This is a genomic window from Pseudomonas sp. SGAir0191 (assembly GCF_002812565.2).
Classification (GTDB): Bacteria; Pseudomonadota; Gammaproteobacteria; order Pseudomonadales; family Pseudomonadaceae; genus Aquipseudomonas; species Aquipseudomonas parafulva_B.
The window spans coordinates 338,309-358,427 of the sequence record NZ_CP025035.2; the positions used below are offsets into that span (position 1 = coordinate 338,309).

At 62.5% G+C, this 20,119-nt stretch carries 15 protein-coding genes; 13 read left to right on the forward strand and 2 right to left on the reverse strand.

Annotation, left to right across the window (positions count from 1 at the left end; all coding sequences use genetic code 11):
• Window positions 1-83: 83 nt before the first annotated feature.
• The 4 genes from CWR53_RS01470 to CWR53_RS01485 all read left to right on the forward strand — a co-directional run bounded on the left by CWR53_RS01470 (window position 84) and on the right by CWR53_RS01485 (window position 3,018).
• Entirely contained in the window at window positions 84-1,094 is a 1,011-nt protein-coding gene (locus CWR53_RS01470) for a class 1 fructose-bisphosphatase (protein WP_023532920.1), read from the forward strand.
• 3 nt (window positions 1,095-1,097) lie between these two features.
• Entirely contained in the window at window positions 1,098-1,694 is a 597-nt protein-coding gene (locus CWR53_RS01475) for a DUF924 family protein (protein WP_100850634.1), read from the forward strand.
• A gap of 500 nt (window positions 1,695-2,194) precedes the next feature.
• On the forward strand, window positions 2,195-2,449 hold the full coding sequence (gene bamE / locus CWR53_RS01480; protein WP_058604263.1) for an outer membrane protein assembly factor BamE: 255 nt from the start codon (window positions 2,195-2,197) through the stop codon (window positions 2,447-2,449).
• On the forward strand, window positions 2,446-3,018 hold the full coding sequence (locus tag CWR53_RS01485) for a lipocalin family protein (RefSeq protein WP_058604264.1): 573 nt from the start codon (window positions 2,446-2,448) through the stop codon (window positions 3,016-3,018). The genes bamE and CWR53_RS01485 overlap by 4 nt, the downstream gene beginning before the upstream one ends.
• 103 nt (window positions 3,019-3,121) lie before the next feature.
• Here the strand turns inward: CWR53_RS01485 and CWR53_RS01490 are convergent, their stop codons facing one another.
• Window positions 3,122-4,486 (reverse strand): formimidoylglutamate deiminase, encoded by a 1,365-nt coding sequence (locus CWR53_RS01490; protein WP_058604265.1) that lies wholly within the window; start codon window positions 4,484-4,486, stop codon window positions 3,122-3,124.
• 143 nt (window positions 4,487-4,629) lie between these two features.
• Here CWR53_RS01490 and hutC point away from each other — a divergent pair, with 143 nt between their 5' ends.
• From hutC to hutG, 7 genes are all read left to right on the forward strand, one after another.
• The gene (gene hutC / locus CWR53_RS01495) at window positions 4,630-5,340 is read left to right on the forward strand and encodes a histidine utilization repressor (protein WP_375335478.1); all 711 of its coding nucleotides are present in this window, start codon (window positions 4,630-4,632) and stop codon (window positions 5,338-5,340) included.
• On the forward strand, window positions 5,337-5,906 hold the full coding sequence (locus CWR53_RS01500; protein WP_100850635.1) for a HutD family protein: 570 nt from the start codon (window positions 5,337-5,339) through the stop codon (window positions 5,904-5,906). Before hutC ends, CWR53_RS01500 begins: the two co-directional genes overlap by 4 nt.
• Before the next feature lie 134 nt (window positions 5,907-6,040).
• A complete protein-coding gene (hutU, locus tag CWR53_RS01505; RefSeq protein ID WP_058604267.1) occupies window positions 6,041-7,714 on the forward strand; it encodes a urocanate hydratase in 1,674 nt (557 codons plus the stop codon).
• 97 nt (window positions 7,715-7,811) lie between these two features.
• Window positions 7,812-9,344, forward strand: a complete 1,533-nt coding sequence (gene hutH, locus CWR53_RS01510; RefSeq protein ID WP_100850636.1) for a histidine ammonia-lyase — start codon at window positions 7,812-7,814, stop codon at window positions 9,342-9,344.
• A gap of 67 nt (window positions 9,345-9,411) precedes the next feature.
• On the forward strand, window positions 9,412-10,815 hold the full coding sequence (locus CWR53_RS01515) for an amino acid permease (protein ID WP_058639863.1): 1,404 nt from the start codon (window positions 9,412-9,414) through the stop codon (window positions 10,813-10,815).
• A gap of 15 nt (window positions 10,816-10,830) precedes the next feature.
• Window positions 10,831-12,036 carry an imidazolonepropionase gene (gene hutI / locus CWR53_RS01520; RefSeq protein WP_100850637.1) on the forward strand — a complete coding sequence of 402 codons (1,206 nt, stop codon included), beginning with the start codon at window positions 10,831-10,833 and terminating at the stop codon, window positions 12,034-12,036.
• 10 nt (window positions 12,037-12,046) lie between these two features.
• The gene (gene hutG, locus CWR53_RS01525) at window positions 12,047-12,850 is read left to right on the forward strand and encodes an N-formylglutamate deformylase (RefSeq protein WP_100850638.1); all 804 of its coding nucleotides are present in this window, start codon (window positions 12,047-12,049) and stop codon (window positions 12,848-12,850) included.
• Between the two features lie 48 nt (window positions 12,851-12,898).
• Here hutG and CWR53_RS01530 read toward each other — a convergent pair whose 3' ends face one another.
• On the reverse strand, window positions 12,899-18,421 hold the full coding sequence (locus CWR53_RS01530; RefSeq protein ID WP_258313188.1) for a dermonecrotic toxin domain-containing protein: 5,523 nt from the start codon (window positions 18,419-18,421) through the stop codon (window positions 12,899-12,901).
• Between the two features lie 181 nt (window positions 18,422-18,602).
• On the opposite strand from CWR53_RS01530, the gene pip reads away from it, so the two are divergent.
• Window positions 18,603-19,574, forward strand: coding sequence for a prolyl aminopeptidase (pip, locus tag CWR53_RS01535; RefSeq protein ID WP_100850639.1), 972 nt, complete (start codon window positions 18,603-18,605; stop codon window positions 19,572-19,574).
• Window positions 19,571-20,008 (forward strand): D-aminoacyl-tRNA deacylase, encoded by a 438-nt coding sequence (dtd, locus tag CWR53_RS01540; RefSeq protein WP_058604273.1) that lies wholly within the window; start codon window positions 19,571-19,573, stop codon window positions 20,006-20,008. Before pip ends, dtd begins: the two co-directional genes overlap by 4 nt.
• Window positions 20,009-20,119 lie beyond the last annotated feature (111 nt).

A 20,119-nucleotide genomic window follows, 5' to 3' on the forward strand; every position in this document is an offset into this window, starting at 1 on the left:
TGGCGAGTCTCATCGCTCGCTAGCCCGCCGCTCTCCCTGTAAACTGCGTGGGTTTTCCATCCCCAATCCTGTTGGAGCCATACATGTCCCGCGTTACCCTTAGTCGCTATCTGATTGAGCAGACCCGCAGCAACAATACCCCTGCCGATCTGCGCTTCCTGATCGAAGTGGTGGCGCGTGCGTGCAAGGAAATCAGCCACCACGTGTCCAAGGGCGCCCTTGGCGGCGTGCTGGGCAGCATGGGCACCGAAAACGTCCAGGGCGAAGTCCAGAAGAAGCTGGACGTGATCTCCAACGACATCCTGCTCGAAGCCAACGAGTGGGGCGGTCACCTGGCCGGCATGGCGTCCGAAGAAATGGACAATGCCTACCAGATTCCGGGCCGTTACCCCAAAGGTGCCTACCTGCTGGTCTTCGACCCGCTGGACGGCTCCTCCAACATTGATGTCAACGTGTCGGTCGGCACCATCTTCTCGGTACTGCGTTGCCCCAACGAGTACCTGAGCCAGAACGAAACCCTGAACGAAAATGCCTTCCTGCAGCCGGGTACCGAGCAGGTGGCGGCCGGCTATGCCATCTATGGCCCGCAAACCATGCTGATCCTGACCCTGGGCAACGGCGTCAAGGGCTTCACCCTGGATCGCGAATTGGGCAGCTTCGTGCTGACCCACGAGAACATCAGTATTCCGGAAACCACCGCCGAATTCGCCATCAACATGTCCAACCAGCGTCACTGGGAAGCCCCGGTACAGCGCTACGTGGGCGAGTTGCTGGCAGGCGAGACCGGCCCGCTGAAAAAGAACTACAACATGCGTTGGATCGCCTCGATGGTGGCCGACGTACACCGTATTCTGACCCGTGGCGGCCTGTTCATGTACCCGCGCGATGCCCGTGAGCCGAGCAAGCCGGGCAAGCTGCGCCTGATGTATGAGGCCAACCCGATGTCGTTCATCATCGAACAGGCCGGTGGCGCGTCCACCAACGGTTACGACCGCATCCTCGACATTCAGCCAGAAAGCCTGCACCAGCGGGTGTCGGTGATCCTGGGCTCGAAGGAAGAGGTCGAGCGCGTCACCGCCTACCACAAGGAGTAAGTCATGCTCGCACCTTGGCAGCCTTTGCTGGAATGGTGGTTCGGTTGGGGCACCAGTGCCCAGGCCGTGGCTGACGAGAAGAGCGCCCAATGGTTCGGCAAGCATCACGACGCCGAGGCTCAGGCGCTGTTCGGTGAGCTTGTCGAACAGGCGTTGGCTGGCGGGCTCGACGAGTGGCAGCAAAGCCCTCAGGGCTGGCTCGGGCTTCTGCTTCTGCTCGATCAGTTGCCACGCATGATCTACCGCGACACGCCGCGTGCGTTCGAAGGTGATCGGCGTGCGCAAGTGGTTACCCTGCAAGGATTGCAGAAGGACTGGGATTACCAGTTGCTCCCAATCCAGCGGGTATTCGTGCTGCTGGTGCTCGAACATGCCGAAGTGCTGGACTGGCAGAACATGTCCGTCGAGCGCTACCAGGTGCTGCTCGATGAGCAGCCTGAAGCCAACCGTCGGTTGTTTGAAGGTTTTCTGGATTATGCCCAGCAGCACCAGCGGGTGATCGAGCGGTTCGGCCGGTTCCCGCACCGTAATCTGGTGTTGGACAGGCCAAGTACCAGTGAAGAAATGGACTTTCTGCTCGAGCCCGGTTCCAGGTTCTGAAGCGGCGTTCTGCGTCCAATGCCTGAAGCTGTCCATCATGGGCTAATGGGATTGACTTGAGGCCATTGGGGCCGCTGTGCGGCCCATCGCGGCCGGTCCGGCGCCCCGGCGAGGCCGCTCCTACACCAACCACGTAGCGCCTGAATTGACGGGTTCGCAGCTGGGGCCGCTTTACGGCCAGTCTGGCATACCGGTAAAGCCGGTCCCGCCACGTTCTGCGGCCTCGCCTATTCATCAGGCATCACGCGGTCGGTGTAGGAGCGGCCTTGTGCCGCGATGGGCCGCACAGCGGCCCCAATAGTGTCCGCTATTTCAGACCCGGCCCAAGCATGTAAAACCTCATGCAGAACACCCCCAGCTCTCGGCGGCTCATTCGAACAAGCCGTCTTCCCGATCAGCGGTAGCAGTCATGAACAGGTCCACCAGGGAACCTGGGAGGCATTTTCCCGTCGAAGGGCACTGCAGGCCACTCGCCTGCTCCCTCGTTCAGGAGTGTCTTCATGTCGTTGCGTTCCCTCGCCCTGTTGTCGCTGTGTGTCGTGCTTGTCGCCTGCAGCAAGATCAATCAGGAAAACTATTCCAAACTCAAGGCCGGCATGAGCAAGGCCGACGTCGAGCAATTGCTCGGCACGCCGACCGAGTGCTCGGGCGCTTTGGGCATGAGCAGTTGCACGTGGGGGGACGAGCGTAGCTTCATCAGCGTGCAGTACGCGTCGAACAAAGTCTTGATGTATTCCGGGCAGGGCCTCAAATGAGGGCTGTCGGTCTGCTGTTGGGCCTGTGCCTGACCCTCTTGCTCGGCGGGTGCGCGGGGTCGATGAACGACCCGCTTGCACCGAAGACCGCGGGGCAGGTGGACCTCAAGCGTTACCAGGGCAAGTGGTACGAGCTTGCACGCTTGCCCATGCGCTACCAGGCCGGCTGCGAACAGTCCGAGGCCCATTACAACCTAAGGCCCGACGGGTCGTTCGGTCTGCTGAACCGCTGCCGCACCCTGGGTGACGAGTGGTTGCGTGCCGAGGGCCGCGCCTATATCGAGGCGCCAGGGCATACCGACAGGCTGTGGGTCGAGTTCGATAACTGGTTCACACGGCTGGTCCCGGGCGTTGCCAGGGGCGAATACTGGATCTTGTATGTGGACGAGCGATACCGCACCGCGGTCGTCGGCAGCCCGGACCGCAAGTACTTGTGGATTCTGTCACGCACGCCCAGCTTGCCGGCCTGGGAGCGCGAACACTTGCTGGCCAAGGCCCGCCAGCAGGGCTACGACACCAGCCGGTTGATCTGGCGAGCTTCCGATCAGCAGATCGTCAAGATGCACTGAGGACGTTGCAGGCGTGGTGGGCTGAAAGGAACGTCAAGCCTACCGGGTTCTCCTGTACTGCCTCAGCTTGAATCGCGGTCGCCACTACGCGGCCTCGATCCCTTCATCCCAAAAGCTGCCGCAGCACCTGAGCGAATGCCACCCGGCTTTGCTCCTCTTGCAGATGATGGCCTTGGCGTACCACCCACTGTCCATTGACCATCACGTCGCGCACCTGCCGATCGCCGCCGGCAAACAGCCACCGATTGAGAATGCCGTCGCCATCGGCTGTGGCGATGTAGGGGTCCTGATCATCAAGCACCAGCCAGTCGGCGCGCTTGCCTACAGCCAGTTCGCCAATGGGCTGGCCCAGCGCCTGTGCACCCCCTGCCCACGCAGCGTCAAGCAAGGTGCGCCCGACCATGGGTTGATCGTGGCGATGCAAGCGGTTACGCCGTTGGTCGCGCAGGCGTTGGCCGTATTCCAGCCAGCGCAGCTCTTCGACCACGCTTAGCGAGACATGGCTGTCCGAACCAATCCCCAGGCGCCCGCCCTGCGCAAGGTAATCCGCAGCCGGGAAAATGCCGTCGCCCAGGTTGGCTTCGGTCGTCAGGCACAATCCCGCCACGGCGCCGCTGCGGGCCATGGCTGTCACTTCGTCGGGCTGGGCGTGGGTGGCGTGTACCAGGCACCAGCGCTCATCCACGGCCACGTGTTCATACAGCCATTGCAAGGGCCGCAGACCGCTCCAGGCCAGGCAGTCATCGACTTCTCGTTGCTGCTCGGCAATATGAATGTGCACCGGGCATTGATCGTCACTGGCCGCCAACACCTCGGCGATCTGCCCAGGCGTCACGGCCCGCAGCGAGTGAAAGCACAAGCCCAGCCTCTGCGCCGGTTGCGCGGCCAGCAGCGGCGCCAGTCGCGCCTGCAGTTGCAGGTAGTGGTCGGTGGACTGGATGAACCGGCGCTGGCCATCGCTTGGCGTCTGGCCGCCAAAGCCTGCATGGCTATAGAGCACCGGCAGCAGGGTCAGACCGATACCGCTCTGCGCGGCCGCTGCACTGATCCGGCGAGACAACTCGGTCGGGTCTGCATACGCATTGCCTGCCTGGTCGTGGTGCACGTAATGGAACTCCGCCACCGCGGTATAGCCCGCTTTGAGCATCTCGATGTAGAGCTGGCGGGCGATGACCTGCAATTGCTCAGGCGTGATCAGCCCGACCAGGCGGTACATGAGGTCGCGCCAGGTCCAGAAACTGTCGTTAGGGTCGCCGGCAACCTCGGCGAGCCCGGCCATGGCCCGCTGGAACGCATGGGAATGCACATTCGGCATACCGGGCAGTACGGGGCCCGCCAGATGCTCTGCGCCGTCGGCGCAAGCGTCGGCTTCAACGCGCGTCAGGTACCCATCCACGCCGACGTCGAAGCGCACATCGCGGGCCCACCCTGAGGGCAACAAGGCACGTTGGGCAAAATAGGCGGGCATTGCAGGCTCCTGTTCTTGTTAGGTTGTATATACATATACAGGCGTTTGCCTGCCGGGTAAACTCCGGCAAGCTAATGCTCATTTCTTATGCACAAGGATTCCTGGCCGTGCCGACACCTCCTGTCAACGCGCTGGTTGCCCCCATGGGCGAGGGCCCGGCGCCGCTGTACGCGCGGGTCAAACAGATGATCAAGCAGCACATCGATGACGGTAGCTGGCCGCCGCATCACCGTGTGCCATCGGAAAGCGAACTGGTCAGCCAACTGGGCTTCAGCCGCATGACCATCAATCGTGCCCTGCGCGAGCTCACAGCCGAAGGGCTGTTGGTGCGCATGCAAGGTGTCGGCACCTTCGTAGCCGAACCCAAAGGCCGCTCGGCGCTGTTCGAAGTAAACAACATCGCCGATGAAATCGCCGCGCGTGGGCATCGGCATAGTTGTCAGATCGTGGTGCTTGCCGAGGAAGCGGCAGGTTCCGAGCGAGCGCTGGCCTTGAACATGCGCGAAGGCCAGCGGGTGTTTCATTCGCTGATCGTGCATTTCGAGAACGATACCCCGGTGCAGATCGAGGATCGCTACGTCAACGCGGCCGTGGCGCCCGAATATCTGCTGCAGGACTTCACCCGTCAGACGCCTTATGCCTATCTGTCCCAGGTAGCCCCGCTGACAGAGGGTGAGCATGTGGTCGAGGCGATCCTGGCAGAGCCCGAGGAGTGCCAGCTCCTGCAAATCGAACGCGGCGAGCCATGCCTGCTCATCCGCCGCCGTACCTGGTCCGGGCGCCAGCCGGTCACGGCTGCGCGGCTGATTCACCCTGGTTCGCGCCACCGCCTGGAAGGACGTTTTGGCAAATGAGCCGAGTGCAAGTGTTGCAAGCGCGGGGCTACCCGCGCATGGCCTGGAAAAACGGCGGCGGCTTCACCGAGGAAATCGCCCGTGACCAAGGCCAGGGCCTGGACGGTTTCGGCTGGCGCCTGTCGATTGCCGATATCCAGGCGTCGGGTGCTTTTTCGAGCTTCGCCGGCTACCAGCGGATCATCACCGTGCTGCAGGGCGATGGCATGCATCTGTTGATAGACGGCCAACCCAGCCGGCCGTTGCTGCCCTTCGACGGGTTTGCATTCGACGGGGCAAGCGAGGTCGATTGCCAACTGATCGGCGGGCCGATTCGTGATTTCAACCTCATCTATGCACCGCAGCGCTACCGAGCGCGCTTGCAATGGCTGGAAGATTTCAACCGTGTGCACACCTCGGCTTCGACCGTGCTGCTGTTTGCCGGCAGCCAGGTGGTAGACGTTAAGGCGGGCCAACAGGCCCTGCAATTGGGGCTGCATGACTGCCTGCAGCTGGAAGGCAACGAGGCGTTGCTGGCATTGGACGTACAGGGGCGGTGCTGCCTGATCGAACTCGATCCCCGTTGAGCTGACCTTGGGCGGCATCGCTTGCAGCGACAAGGTACCAGAATTTCACTTGTCCATGCTTGTACATACAAGTAAAGATGTGTTTGTATTGCTCATCGACACATCTGCTGCAGCCGACCGCAAAGGACATTCCCGTGACCGACAACAACAAATACCGTGACGTTGAAATCCGTGCCCCGCGTGGCAATACGCTCACTGCCAAAAGCTGGCTGACCGAAGCGCCACTGCGCATGTTGATGAACAACCTCGACCCGCAGGTCGCCGAAAACCCCAAGGAGCTGGTGGTGTACGGTGGCATCGGCCGGGCCGCGCGCAACTGGGACTGCTATGACAAGATCGTCGAAACCCTGACCCGTCTGGAAGACGACGAGACCTTGCTGGTCCAGTCCGGCAAACCGGTCGGCGTGTTCAAGACCCACAGCAATGCCCCGCGCGTGCTGATTGCCAACTCGAACCTGGTTCCTCACTGGGCCAGCTGGGAGCACTTCAACGAACTCGACGCCAAGGGCCTGGCCATGTACGGCCAGATGACCGCTGGCAGCTGGATCTACATCGGTAGCCAGGGCATCGTGCAAGGCACTTACGAAACCTTCGTCGAGGCGGGTCGCCAGCACTATGGCGGCAGCCTGAAGGGCAAGTGGGTGCTGACCGCAGGCTTGGGCGGCATGGGTGGGGCCCAGCCATTGGCCGCGACCCTGGCCGGCGCTTGCTCGCTGAACATCGAGTGCCAGCAAAGCCGTATCGATTTCCGCCTGCAAACCCGCTATGTCGATGAGCAGGCCACGGACCTGGACGACGCGCTGGCGCGCATCGCCCGCTACACCGCCGAAGGCAAAGCCATTTCCATTGCCTTGCATGGCAACGCAGCCGAAGTGCTGCCTGAGTTGGTCAGGCGCGGGGTGCGGCCAGACATGGTCACCGACCAGACCAGCGCGCATGACCCGCTCAACGGCTACCTGCCTGCCGGCTGGACCTGGGAGCAGTACCGCGACCGCGCCCAGACCGACCCGGTAGCCGTGGTCAAGGCGGCCAAGCAATCGATGGCCGTGCATGTGCAGGCCATGCTCGATTTTCAGCAGCAGGGCGTCCCCACTTTCGACTACGGCAACAACATCCGCCAGATGGCCAAGGAAGAGGGTGTGGCCAACGCGTTCGATTTCCCAGGTTTCGTGCCGGCTTACATTCGCCCGCTGTTCTGCCGCGGCATCGGCCCCTTCCGCTGGGCAGCGTTGTCGGGCGATGCCGAAGACATCTACAAGACCGATGCCAAGGTCAAGGAACTGATCCCCGATGACGCCCACCTGCACCGCTGGCTGGACATGGCCCGCGAGCGCATCAGCTTCCAGGGCTTGCCGGCCCGCATCTGCTGGGTAGGGCTGGGGCTGCGGGCCAAGCTGGGCCTGGCGTTCAACGAAATGGTGCGCAGTGGTGAGCTGTCGGCACCGATCGTGATCGGACGCGACCACCTCGATTCGGGTTCGGTAGCCAGCCCCAACCGCGAAACCGAGGCCATGCGCGATGGCTCCGACGCGGTCTCCGATTGGCCATTGCTCAATGCGCTGCTCAATACCGCCAGCGGTGCCACCTGGGTGTCGCTGCACCATGGCGGCGGTGTCGGCATGGGCTTCTCCCAGCATTCGGGGATGGTCATCGTCTGTGATGGCAGCGACGAGGCAGCGGCCCGTATTGCTCGCGTGCTGGCCAACGATCCAGGCACCGGTGTCATGCGTCACGCCGATGCCGGTTACGCTATCGCCATTGAGTGCGCGCAAGCGCAGGGGCTGGACCTGCCGATGATCACCGGCTGATCACTGTTCTCTGCAATGCCCCCCACAAGGTGATACTCAACAACAAGAAGAGGCGGGCTGGCGCTGCCTGTCATGCCTCGCGAAATGGAGTAGCAACGTGACCGAACTTACCCTCAAGCCCGGCTGCCTGACCCTGGCGCAACTGCGCACTGTGCATGCAGGCCCAGTACGGCTTCAGCTCGACGCCAGCGCCGGCCCGGCCATTGATGCCAGCGTGGCCTGTGTCGAACAGATCATCGCGCAGGACCGTACCGCCTATGGCATCAACACAGGTTTCGGGCTGCTGGCATCGACCCGCATCGCCAGCCACGACCTGGAAAACCTGCAGCGTTCGCTGGTGCTGTCCCATGCTGCCGGGATCGGCGCGCCGCTCGATGACGCTTTGGTCCGATTGATCATGGTGCTGAAGATCAACAGCCTGAGCCGCGGCTTTTCCGGTATTCGCCGCAAGGTCATCGACGCGCTGATCGCGCTGGTCAACGCAGAGGTCTATCCCCACATTCCGCTCAAAGGCTCGGTCGGCGCCTCTGGTGACCTCGCGCCACTGGCCCACATGTCCCTGGTACTGCTGGGGGAGGGCAAGGCGCGCTATAAAGGCCAGTGGCTTGCGGCTACCGAGGCCCTGGCCATCGCCGGCCTTGAGCCGTTGACCCTGGCCGCCAAAGAGGGGCTCGCCCTGCTCAATGGCACCCAGGCGTCCACGGCCTATGCCCTGCGCGGGCTGTTCCATGGCGAAGACTTGTTCGCCGCCGCGGTCACCTGCGGCGCGCTCAGCGTCGAAGCCGCCCTTGGCTCGCGCTCGCCCTTCGATGCCCGTATCCATGAAGTGCGCGGCCAGCGCGGGCAGATCGACACCGCTGCCTGCTTCCGGGACCTGCTGGGGGACACCAGCGAGGTATCGCTCTCGCACCAGAACTGCGACAAGGTCCAGGATCCTTACTCGCTGCGCTGCCAACCACAAGTGATGGGCGCCTGCCTCACCCAACTGCGTCAGGCTGCCGAGGTACTTGGCGTCGAGGCCAATGCCGTGTCGGACAACCCGTTGGTGTTCGCCGCCGAAGGCGACGTGGTTTCAGGGGGTAATTTCCATGCCGAGCCGGTGGCGATGGCCGCCGACAATATCGCCTTGGCCATCGCCGAAATGGGCTCGTTGAGCGAGCGCCGCATCTCGCTGATGATGGACAAGCACATGTCCCAGCTGCCGCCTTTCCTGGTGGAGAACGGTGGGGTCAACTCGGGCTTCATGATCGCCCAGGTCACCGCCGCTGCCCTGGCCAGCGAGAACAAGGCCCTGTCGCATCCCCACAGCGTCGACAGCCTGCCGACCTCCGCCAACCAGGAGGACCATGTGTCAATGGCTCCGGCTGCCGGCAAACGCCTTTGGGAAATGGCCGAAAATACCCGGGGCGTGCTGGCGATCGAATGGTTGGGCGCCTGCCAGGGCCTGGATCTGCGCAAGGGGCTCAAGACCTCCGCCAAGCTTGAACAAGCACGCCAGGCGTTGCGCCGTGAAGTGCCGCACTACGACCGCGACCGGTTCTTTGCACCGGACATCGAAAAGGCCGTGCTCCTGCTGGCCGAAGGCAGCCTGACCGCGCTGTTGCCAGCGGGCGTGCTCCCGAGTCTGTAATGCCCTTGGGGGCCTTTGGTGGCGGCCCCCGGATCTCACGACCACAAAAACAATTCAAGGACGTGACATGCAACCTGCACAAGGTCTAAAGCGCGGGCTGACTGCCCGCCACATTCGTTTCATGGCCCTCGGCTCGGCTATCGGTACCGGCCTGTTCTACGGCTCGGCCTCGGCCATCCAGATGGCCGGCCCGGCGGTATTGCTGGCTTACCTGATTGGCGGCGCTGCGGTATTCATGGTCATGCGGGCATTGGGCGAGATGGCCGTACACAACCCCGTGGCCGGCTCGTTCGGTCACTATGCCAGCACCTACCTGGGCCCCATGGCCGGCTTCATCCTCGGCTGGACCTACGCGTTCGAGATGGTCATCGTCGCCATTGCCGACGTGACGGCGTTCGGTATCTACATGGGCTTCTGGTTCCCGGAGGTCGCCCGCTGGACATGGGTGCTGGGCATCGTCTTGTTCATCGGCGCGCTCAACCTGTGCAACGTCAAGGTGTTCGGCGAGCTGGAATTCTGGCTGTCCTTGCTCAAGGTGGGGGCGATCGTGGCCATGATCCTGGCGGGCCTGGGCATCATGGCGTTCGGCTTCAGCCAAGTGGGCAGCGGGCAGGCCGTGGGCCTGGGCAACCTGTTCGACCATGGTGGTTTCATGCCTAACGGTGTCGCCGGGCTGATCGCCTCGTTCGCAGTGGTGATGTTCGCCTTCGGCGGCATCGAGATCATCGGGGTGACCGCAGGCGAGGCCAAGGATCCGCAACGGGTGATTCCCAAGGCGATCAACGCCGTGCCCCTGCGCATCCTGCTGTTCTATGTACTCACCCTGTTCGTGTTGATGTGCCTGTACCCCTGGCCGCAGATTGGCAGCCAGGGCAGCCCCTTCGTGCAGATCTTCAGTAACCTGGGGATCGGCTCTGCGGCTGCGGTGCTGAACGTGGTGGTGATCTCCGCGGCCGTTTCGGCCATCAACAGCGATATCTTCGGTGCGGGCCGCATGATGTATGGTCTGGCCCAGCAAGGGCATGCCCCCAAGGGCTTCAGCCGGCTGTCCAGGCATGGCGTGCCGTGGATGACGGTACTGGTCATGGGGGCAGCGCTGCTGGTTGGCGTACTGCTCAATTACCTGATCCCCGAAAACGTGTTTCTGCTGATCGCCTCGATCGCCACCTTCGCCACCGTCTGGGTCTGGCTGATGATCCTCATCACTCAAGTGGCGATGCGGCGCAGCATGAGCCGTGAGCAGATGGCCGAGCTCAAGTTCCCGGTACCGTTCTGGCCCTGGGGGCCGGCGTTGGCCATTGCCTTCATGGTCTTTGTCTTCGGTGTGCTTGGCTATTTCCCCGACACTCAGGCGGCGTTGCTGGTCGGCATGGTCTGGCTGGTCTTTCTGGTGGCGTCCTACCTGCTGTGGTGCAAGCCGCGGACAGGACAGGGCGCGCCAGTGGCCGAAGCCGCCGAGCTGCATCGCTAGCAAAGGAGAACCTGCATGAAAACCCTCTGGCAGCACTGCCATGTGGCAACCATGGCCGAAGGCCGTTATTCGATCATCGAAGACGCCGCCATCGTGACCGGTGGTGGGCGGATCCTGTGGATCGGCCCACGTGCCGACTGGGCAGTCGAAGGCACCGAGCAGACGGCGGACCTGGGTGGCGCCTGGGTAACCCCCGGGCTGATCGATTGCCACACGCACGCGGTATTCGGCGGCAACCGCAGCGGCGAGTTCGAACAGCGGCTGCAAGGTGTGAGCTATGCCGAGATCGCCGCGCAGGGCGGGGGTATTGCCAGTACCGTGAGGGCCACCCGCGCCGCCAGTGAAGACATGCTGTTCGCCAGCGCCCAGCAGCGCGTCCAGGCGTTGATGCGCGATGGCGTGACCACCCTGGAGATCAAGTCCGGTTACGGCCTGGACCTGGCCAACGAGCGCAAGATGCTGCGTGTAGCCCGACGTCTGGGTGAGGAGCTGGGTATCACGGTTCGGGCCACGTGTCTGGCAGCCCACGCCTTACCGCCGGAATACGCCGAACGCAGCGACGACTACATTGCCCACATCTGCAATGACATGCTCCCGGCATTGGCAGCAGAAGGGCTGGTGGATGCGGTGGATGCCTTCTGCGAACACCTGGCCTTCTCACCCGCACAGGTTGAACGCTTGTTCATCAAGGCGCAGCAATTGGGTTTGCCGGTCAAGCTGCACGCCGAACAATTGTCTTCCTTGCACGGCTCCAGCCTGGCTGCCCGCTATCAGGCACTGTCGGCCGATCACCTGGAATTCATGACAGAAGAAGATGCCATGGCCATGGCCGCGGCTGGCACCGTGGCCGTCTTGCTGCCCGGCGCGTTCTACTTTCTGCGCGAAACCCAGCTTCCGCCAATGGACGCCCTGCGCCGGCACGGCGTGAAAATCGCCCTGGCCAGCGACCTGAACCCGGGCACTTCGCCGGGCCTGTCACTGCGGCTGATGTTGAACATGGGCTGCACCCTGATGCGCATGACGCCGGAAGAGGCCCTTGCCGGTGTCACCACCCATGCGGCGTACGCGCTGGGCATGGGAAGCAGCCATGGCACCCTTGAAGCGGGCAAGGCTGCGGACTTCGTTGCCTGGCAAATTGAACGCCCTGCCGACCTGGCCTATTGGCTTGGCGGCGACCTGCCCAAGCGCGTGGTGCGCGGCGGCCATGAACGTGATATCTGAGCGAGGCGAGATGGACAAGGTACTGAGCTTTCACCAGGGTCAATTGCCGCTGTTGATCAGCATTCCCCATGCGGGCCTGAAGCTGACCCCGGCAGTGGCCGATGGCCTGGTCGACCAGGCGCGCAGCTTGCCCGACACGGACTGGCACATTTCCCGTCTGTACGATTTCGCCCAAGCGATGGGCGCCAGCGTACTGACGGCCGAGTATTCGCGTTTCGTCATCGACCTCAACCGCCCGGAGGACGACACGCCGCTCTATGCAGGGGCCACCACCGGGCTCTATCCGGACACCCTCTTTGAGGGTGAACCTTTGTTCAAGGAGGGGCTGGCGCCAAGCCCGGCAGAGCGCAAGCACTACCTTGAGCGCATCTGGCACCCTTATCACAGGGCAATCAGGCATGAGCTGACACGCTTGCGTGAGACGTTTGGCTATGCCTTGCTCTGGGACGCCCACTCCATCCGCTCGCACATTCCTCGGCTGTTCGACGGCAAGCTGCCGGACTTCAACCTCGGGACCTTCAACGATGCGAGTTGCGACCCGAGCCTGGCCCAGCGGCTGACGCACGTCTGCCAACAGGCACAAGGTTACGATCATGTGCTCAATGGGCGCTTCAAGGGCGGGCACATCACCCGTCACTACGGCGACCCAGCCGCTCACGTTCACGCCGTCCAACTGGAGCTTACGCAAAGCACCTACATGCAAGAGTGTGAACCTTTTACCTACCGTGAAGACTTGGCACGCCCAACCCAGGCGGTGCTCAAGCAGCTGCTGGAGGCGCTGCTGGCATGGGGCCAGGCGCATTATCGCAACTGAAGCCAGTCGGCCAGGCAGCGCGCGGTGTGCGCGCCGCCTGGTCAATGGTCAGCCTTTGGCGACTTCCTTGAGCGTGAGCTCGCGCAGCAGTGCCTGCTCCTCGAGCTCCCGGTCCACTTGCAAGCCTTGTTGCAAGATCACCTCTTCCTGCAGCGGATGGCTGGTATTGGCCAGTTCCATTACCCGCTGGCGGTACCGGTTTTCAATTTCCTCGAACCGCTCGGCGTATTCACCGCGAAGGCGCTGGGTCCAGTCCTGGTTGGACAGCAGGTAATCGATGAAGGCTTCGCTGTGTTCGCGCTTGCGCACGTGTTCGAGGACGCTCGAAAGCTCATCGGCTGCCAGGTTGGCAGCACTTCGGAAACGCATACGGTCGGCGATGGGCAGCTCGAGTTCCTTGGCCAGCTCGCGGCGGTAGGCCAGGCGTACCGAAACCAGATCCCCCGGTATCGCGCGGTGCTGGGCAAGGCGTTCGAGTTCCTCTACACGGAACAGCTGCAACAGCCTTTGGCGCATCTGCTGCAGGCTATCCCCCGCATCGATCACGACGCGTTGATGCATCAGGTACAACTCGATGTTGTTAAACGCCTGAAGCGCGCCGTCATGGCAAGTTTGTGCGCCACTCTCGTCAGGCAGCGCCTCTACAGCGATGCTTTCCAGCAATGGCCGCTCGGCCGGGTTGCTCGCCGCCGCGACCAGCATCAGTCGCACCCGTTCGCAGAAGCTGCCCCGGGTGGCAGGCTCCACATAAGGGGCCGCGTTTTGCAAACGGCCTGCCAGGCGCAGCAAGTCGCTGCCTGCAAGCGCCTCCCAGCATGCCTGCAAAGATTCATTTTGCAGTGCATTTCCCAGCATCCACGATTCCATCCGGGGGGTATCGTCACTGGCCACCGGGAAATGCGGGTGGTCCAGGGAGCCATCACTGGAACCGTCGGTGAGCAGCAGGTCGCTGGGAATGTCCAGGGCGAAGGAGAAGCTGTGGTGGCTGTCCGAAAACGTACGGACCCGCTGGATGGTTGCCGCTGGCAGCGGGTTGTCGAGCAAGGACACGGAAGAAATCGGAATGGCGTTATCCAGATTCGACAGGATGTGGTCCGGCAGTTCGGTGATGTTGTTCGAGCTGAGGTCCAGCAATTCGAGCGGCAGCAACTGATCGCACCAGCTTGGCCAGCCCTGCAGGTCCATGTTGCTCAGCACAAGAGTCTGCAGATTCGCCGCGAGGTGAGCAGGGACGTGGTTGATGGCGGCCACCCGGTTGCCCGACAGGTCCAGCGAAGTGAGGTGGGGCAGGCGACCGAAGATCTCGAACATGGGTTGGTCGATTTCCAGGTTCATGTTGCGCAGTTCCAGGTACTCCAGCGCTGGCAAGCGCAGCAAGGCGGTAGGCAGTGTCGATTGCGGCGCTTGATGACCGTCTATGGTCAAGCGCGTGATACCTGGAAAGCGACTGAGCAACTCATCGAGCTGTGCAGTCGTGCCCCGCAGGCGAGTCAAGGCCAGGGCGCGAACACGCTCGCCAAAGAATGGCGGCAGGCGTCTGGGGAAGTGCTCAATCGACACGTCTTCCAGTTGCAGCCTGAGGTATCGATGGCCCTGTTCCTGATGCGTCCAGAAATCGTTGATCGCCGTTTCAATGCGCTGACGCTCGGCCAGGGCAGTTTGTGTCAAAGGGTTGCTGGAACTCGATGCCTGCGCCCAGCCTTCGAGCGCTTCTCGTACCTGCGAGCGCTCGTTGCGCAGGCGCGTTATTCCCTCGATAAGCGACGGCGGTTGGTCCACGCGAATGCCGGAAGTGTCCAGTTGCTCGTTCATAAGCAAACGCCGCACGTGAATTTCGTTTATAGGGTTGCCTTCAAGATTGATGACCGGCGGCAGGCGAAGTGATTCGGCTTCGTGCAGCAGGAACGTTGGCAGCGTGAGCAGGTTATTGTCGCGCAGCGACAGCTCACCGATACGGCTCAAGGCGTCGCTGCCGATGCCCATTGGCCATTGCGACAGCTGCATGCGGTCTAGCCCGAGGTAATCCAGTGTGAGCGCGTGGAAGCTCGGGCGGTTACCTTGTGCCAGGCGATTTCCGGAAAGGTCCAGATGACGCAGCTGGAGGGCGCCGATCAGCATGTCCAGATCACTGGAGGACAAGGCAAGGTTCTGGTTGGTCAGTACCAAGCGCTGCAACTGAGGCAGGTTCTCCAGAATGGTGGGTATGCTGAATATGAATGCCGAGGGTGTTGCCCGGGGTGTGTAGGGACGGTCGATTTCCAATGCCTCGAGTTGCGGCATCTGACGGAGCAGGCGTTGCAGCAAACGCTCGTTCTGCGCCCAACTGGCCATCGCGCCTGAGGGCAGGTCATACAAGATCAGGCTGCGCACTCGCTGGTAAAAGAACTCGGGTAAGTTCAGCGGAATGTCAGCCAGAGAGATCTGCGCCAGGCGTAACACGGCCGAGCTCCGGTCGCCTTCGTCCAACGCCGTGTCATACCAGAACTGCACGATAGCCTCGCGCAATGCGTCGTAGTTGCGTGCGGCCTCGTCAGTCGGCGGCGAAATGGCCTCGCTCCAGTCATCGAGCCTGCTCTGCAGTTCGGTGCGCTGCTCGGCCAAGCGTTGCAGGTGCTCGAAAATCTGCAGGCGGGTGCGGCCGCCACTGGCCAGCGTATTGATCACCTGATCGGCAGAACGGCCGGTACGCTGCGCCAGCTCCAGTGCTTCGACCGCTGCAATGAGTTGCGAGTGAGAGACCGCATGGATTTGCGGGCCACTGCCGCTCAGCGGATACCCCAGGCGACCATCGGCAAGGCGCATGGGTGAGCGATAGCCGGGGCGCACCGGCCGCATGCCCAGAACCTTGCGCAAGGCTGGGCGAGGCAGCAGCGGGCTTTGCTGCATCAGGTACTGCAGGGCCGGCGCGTCAGCCGCGCCGAGTAGTGCCATGACCTCTGGCAGCGCCGCGTGCAGCGCGGTAAAGAGGTCCGGATGTGCCGTTACCAGCCGAGATGGCTCGGCTTGATCCTGGACGATGTACCCTGCACGGGCATGGATGATGGTCACGCGGGGGCTGCCTTGCTCGGGGCCGACTGCCTCGGTTTGAGTGGGCCAGGACCCACCCCTTACGATTTGTAGTCTGGTTTCGGCAGGCCATCCGCTGAGTGTTGGCAGGGTATGCAGCACCAGTCGATCGCTGTCCCAGCCCTGAGCCCCTACCAGGAACAACCCCTCGTAAGCCCGCGCCAGACGGACCTGTTGCAGATAAACACGAATTTCCTCACTCAGCCGCAGCGGCACCCTACCGCTTGCCAGCACGCCTCGTTCGTTGGCATTGGCGCTGCTTACCAGCTCGTCGGCAATGGCGGCTGGAAGACCGGGGTATGCACGCATGATCGGTTCGGCATCGGGCAGTTGGGCCAATGTCATGCGGCTGTAGGCTCTGGAAAATTCGGTTGATCGGTCTGCCGTGGTGGGCAACTGGCTTATCGACTGGTCAAGCTTGAACCGCTGCAGCGTGTCTTGTAGCAACGCAGGCAATCGCTCGTTCTCCACCAGCGCCCTGCGCACGGCATCTTCGTCCGTGTCACTGATCTGTAGCATTCGTCGCAGCGTCGGCTCATCGAAGTCGGCACTCAGGTGCCCCATTCTTTGCAACAGTGTCGAACCTGTCCAGGTAGCTGGGTGGTCCGTGACCAGTATCCACGCGCCAGCGCCGTTGTGGCGCAGCGGGGGCTGATAGCGATGCTCGCCCCGTGGGTGTTGCAGCCGGTACTGGCCAGTGTCAGCGTCTGACACGACCTGATACTGGCGGCTCTGCAGTACCAGCCGTTGCCGCCCCTCATGCAGCAGCAGGCCATGCTCATCCGGTGCCAATGCTTGCGGCAGTGGGTCATGAACTTGATAGGGCCTCAGGTCCGGTTTCCACAGACTTACCTGTCCATCAGGCATGTCCACGTCTTCCAGCTCTTCGATGAATGACGGGGTCTCTACGGGAATACGCGCCTCACCCGGTTCGTCGTCGGGTTCTTCGACGATGGGTTCGTCGCCCCCGGAGACTTCCGGAGCGCCTTTGAGCACATGGCCAGCAGCTGCCAGCGCAGCCATGACCGCTACGTTCTCGACGACATCGACCAGATAGTCGTACGCCGTGTCGCGCTCGTCTGCCTCCCAGGCATCGATGCCTTCATACACTTCATGGGCCAGCTGGACGATGCCCACCAGGAGCATGGCCTCACCGAGGCCAGGCACGAAGAAGCCGGCGATGTTCAGTGCCAGTAATCCGCGCCCGGCAACGAGTTCGCGGTGAGCCTGGGCTGTACGCCGGTCGACGATCTCGGTCGGAACGGCGTGAAAGAGCACGTCTTGCTCATGACGTTCCACTTTGCGAAAAGCCATGAGCCCCTCAAACGCGTGACTGAAAGGCGTTTGAACGGGGTAGAGCCTGGCATGTGGATCGAGTACGGGTTCATGCAGGCCGCGGGTACTCCAGCCCAGCGGCATCAGACGCGCTTGCAGACGCTGTCGAACCATCGCCTTGTCGCGCTCGGGCACATGCTTGTCCAGGTAGCCCATGTCGGCCTGGAGCCGATCTCGCAGCGCGTCATGCATGGCCTGCGTATCGGCGAACTCCTTGAGAGGTGTTTGCTCGTCGTCGGGCATGTACAGCGCAACGCGGCTATCGGCACCCGATTGCCTCTCGATCACCACTACCCCCGTCAGTACGCAGCCCCAGAGTTGCAGCTCGCTGAGCCTGATCCCTGACGCGTGAGGGTCCAGCTTTTGATCAAGCGGCACTGCCAGCGCGGCGGTGTAGAACGTCTCGCTGATATCGCCCTTCAAGCGAGCGTAATGCAGGGACTGCCGCCAGGCCGACCCCTCCGCCCGCCCCAGTGTTTGATACACCTCCAAGGCCACCTCGTCGGCACTGCGGTCGGCCGTTGCGGCCGGGTAATAGATCGCGTGGATCAGGTCGTGATATTTCCTACCAATGTCCAGCGTTCGACACAGGTCGGCGAAGGCCTCTGCCGGTATATCCAGCGCATTGGTGATGGGCACGGTGCCCATGAAGCGTCGGTGGTCGAGAATCACCGATTTTTTCAGGAGCGCGTCGGGCGCATCCATGCCCCCTTCAACGGCGGCCGATGCCTCGAAATTATGCAGGGCTGCCTGAAGCAGTGAGCGGGTCGCCCGCTCCACGGCCTGCCGCCCGTCCAGGGCGTTGTGCTCCTCGATCAGGCGCGCGTCCACCAGGTAGCTCTGGTCGACATCGACCTGAAGACCAAAGCGTTCAGCGATGGCTTCAGTCAACGCCTTTCTGGCATAGCTCTCCAGATCTGCAACCTGCTCGAACAGCGCCGCAACCTGCGCTTGATGCTGACGGTGCTGAGCGTGTTCCATGCTCCAGGCACGTGCGACGGCCGGTTGCTCTGTAATCGCTGACGCCAGCCAGGCAGGTGCCTGCCGCCAGTTGCGCAAGGCTTGATGCGTCTGGGCCGGGCTCTTTTTCAGCCACTGGGGGAGGCGCTTGGCGATGGTGGAGTAATGGACACCTTGTAAGGGTAGGGTATCGCTGATCGGGGTGGGCATTTCGTAGTCCTCTGCACGATGGGGTGAAGGACTCTGTAGGGCCGGGGACGGAGAAAGGAGGTAGATATGTCTGCCTGGCAACTGTACCGGGCCAGGCATGGAGTTGATGTACAAGCATGCTCTGCGCTCAATTCAGGTTTATGATGGCTCACGGCCGAACAACCTTCACACGGAGTGCGCAATGCAGACCCTCTACCCGCAGATCAAACCCTACGCCCGGCACGATCTGGCCGTGGAAGCGCCACACGTGCTGTACGTCGATGAAAGCGGCTCACCCGAAGGTCTGCCGGTGCTCTTCATTCATGGCGGCCCAGGTGCAGGCTGCGATGCCCAGAGCCGGTGCTATTTCGATCCCACCCTGTACCGCATCATCACCTTCGACCAGCGCGGCTGTGGCCGCTCCACCCCCCATGCCAGCCTGGAAAACAACACCACCTGGCACTTGGTGGAGGACATGGAGCGCATCCGTGAACACCTGGGTATCGACAAGTGGGTACTGTTCGGCGGTTCATGGGGCTCCACGCTCGCGCTGGCCTACGCCCAGACCCACCCTGAACGCGTGCATGGCCTGATACTGCGCGGGATCTTCCTGTGCAGGCCCCAGGAGATACAGTGGTTCTACCAGGAAGGTGCCAGCCGCCTGTTCCCGGACTACTGGCAGGACTACATTGCGCCCATTCCACCGGAGGAGCGCGGCGATTTGGTCAGCGCGTTCCACAAGCGCCTGACCGGTTCTGACCAGATTGCCCAGATGCACGCGGCCAAGGCATGGTCCACCTGGGAGGGCCGTACGGCCACGCTGCGGCCCAACCCCCTGGTGGTGGATCGCTTCTCCGAGCCGCAACGGGCCTTGTCCATCGCCCGCATCGAATGCCACTACTTCATGAACAACGCCTTCCTCGAGCCGAACCAGCTGGTGCGCGACCTGCCCAGGATCGCCCACCTGCCGGCGGTGATCGTGCACGGGCGTTACGATGTGATCTGCCCACTGGACAACGCTTGGGAGCTGCACCAGGCGTGGCCGAACAGTGAATTGAAGGTGATTCGCGATGCCGGCCATGCCGCCTCCGAGCCGGGCATTACCGATGCCCTGGTACGCGCAGCCGACCAGATGGCCAGGCGCCTGCTCAACTTGCCCCTGGAAGAAGCATGAAGGGCCTGTTGCAACGGGTGCGCAACGCGCGGGTGGAAGTGCAGGGCCAGGTCATTGGCGCTGTCGAGCAAGGCCTGCTGGTACTGGTGGCCGTGGAGCCGGACGACACCCGCGAGCATGCCGACAAGCTGCTGCACAAGTTGTTGAACTACCGCGTGTTCAGCGATGAGCAGGGCAAGATGAACCTGTCGTTGAAAGAGGTGGGTGGCGGTCTGCTGCTGGTCTCGCAATTCACGCTGGCGGCCGACACCCGCAACGGCATGCGACCCAGCTTTTCCACGGCGGCCCCCCCGGCCCTGGGGGCCGAGCTGTTCGACTACCTGGTGACGCAAGCCAGAGGCCGCCATGCCGACGTTGCTACCGGTCAATTCGGTGCCGATATGCAGGTGCACCTGGTCAATGATGGCCCTGTAACACTACTGTTACAAATTTAAGGTTAAAAAAGCCGCTTTCCTGAATGAATAAGCGGTTCTATACCATAAATAGTTGTTGCAGCCTGATGCGTTGTCACGCGACCTGCTGGATAATCGCGCGCTGCATGAGGC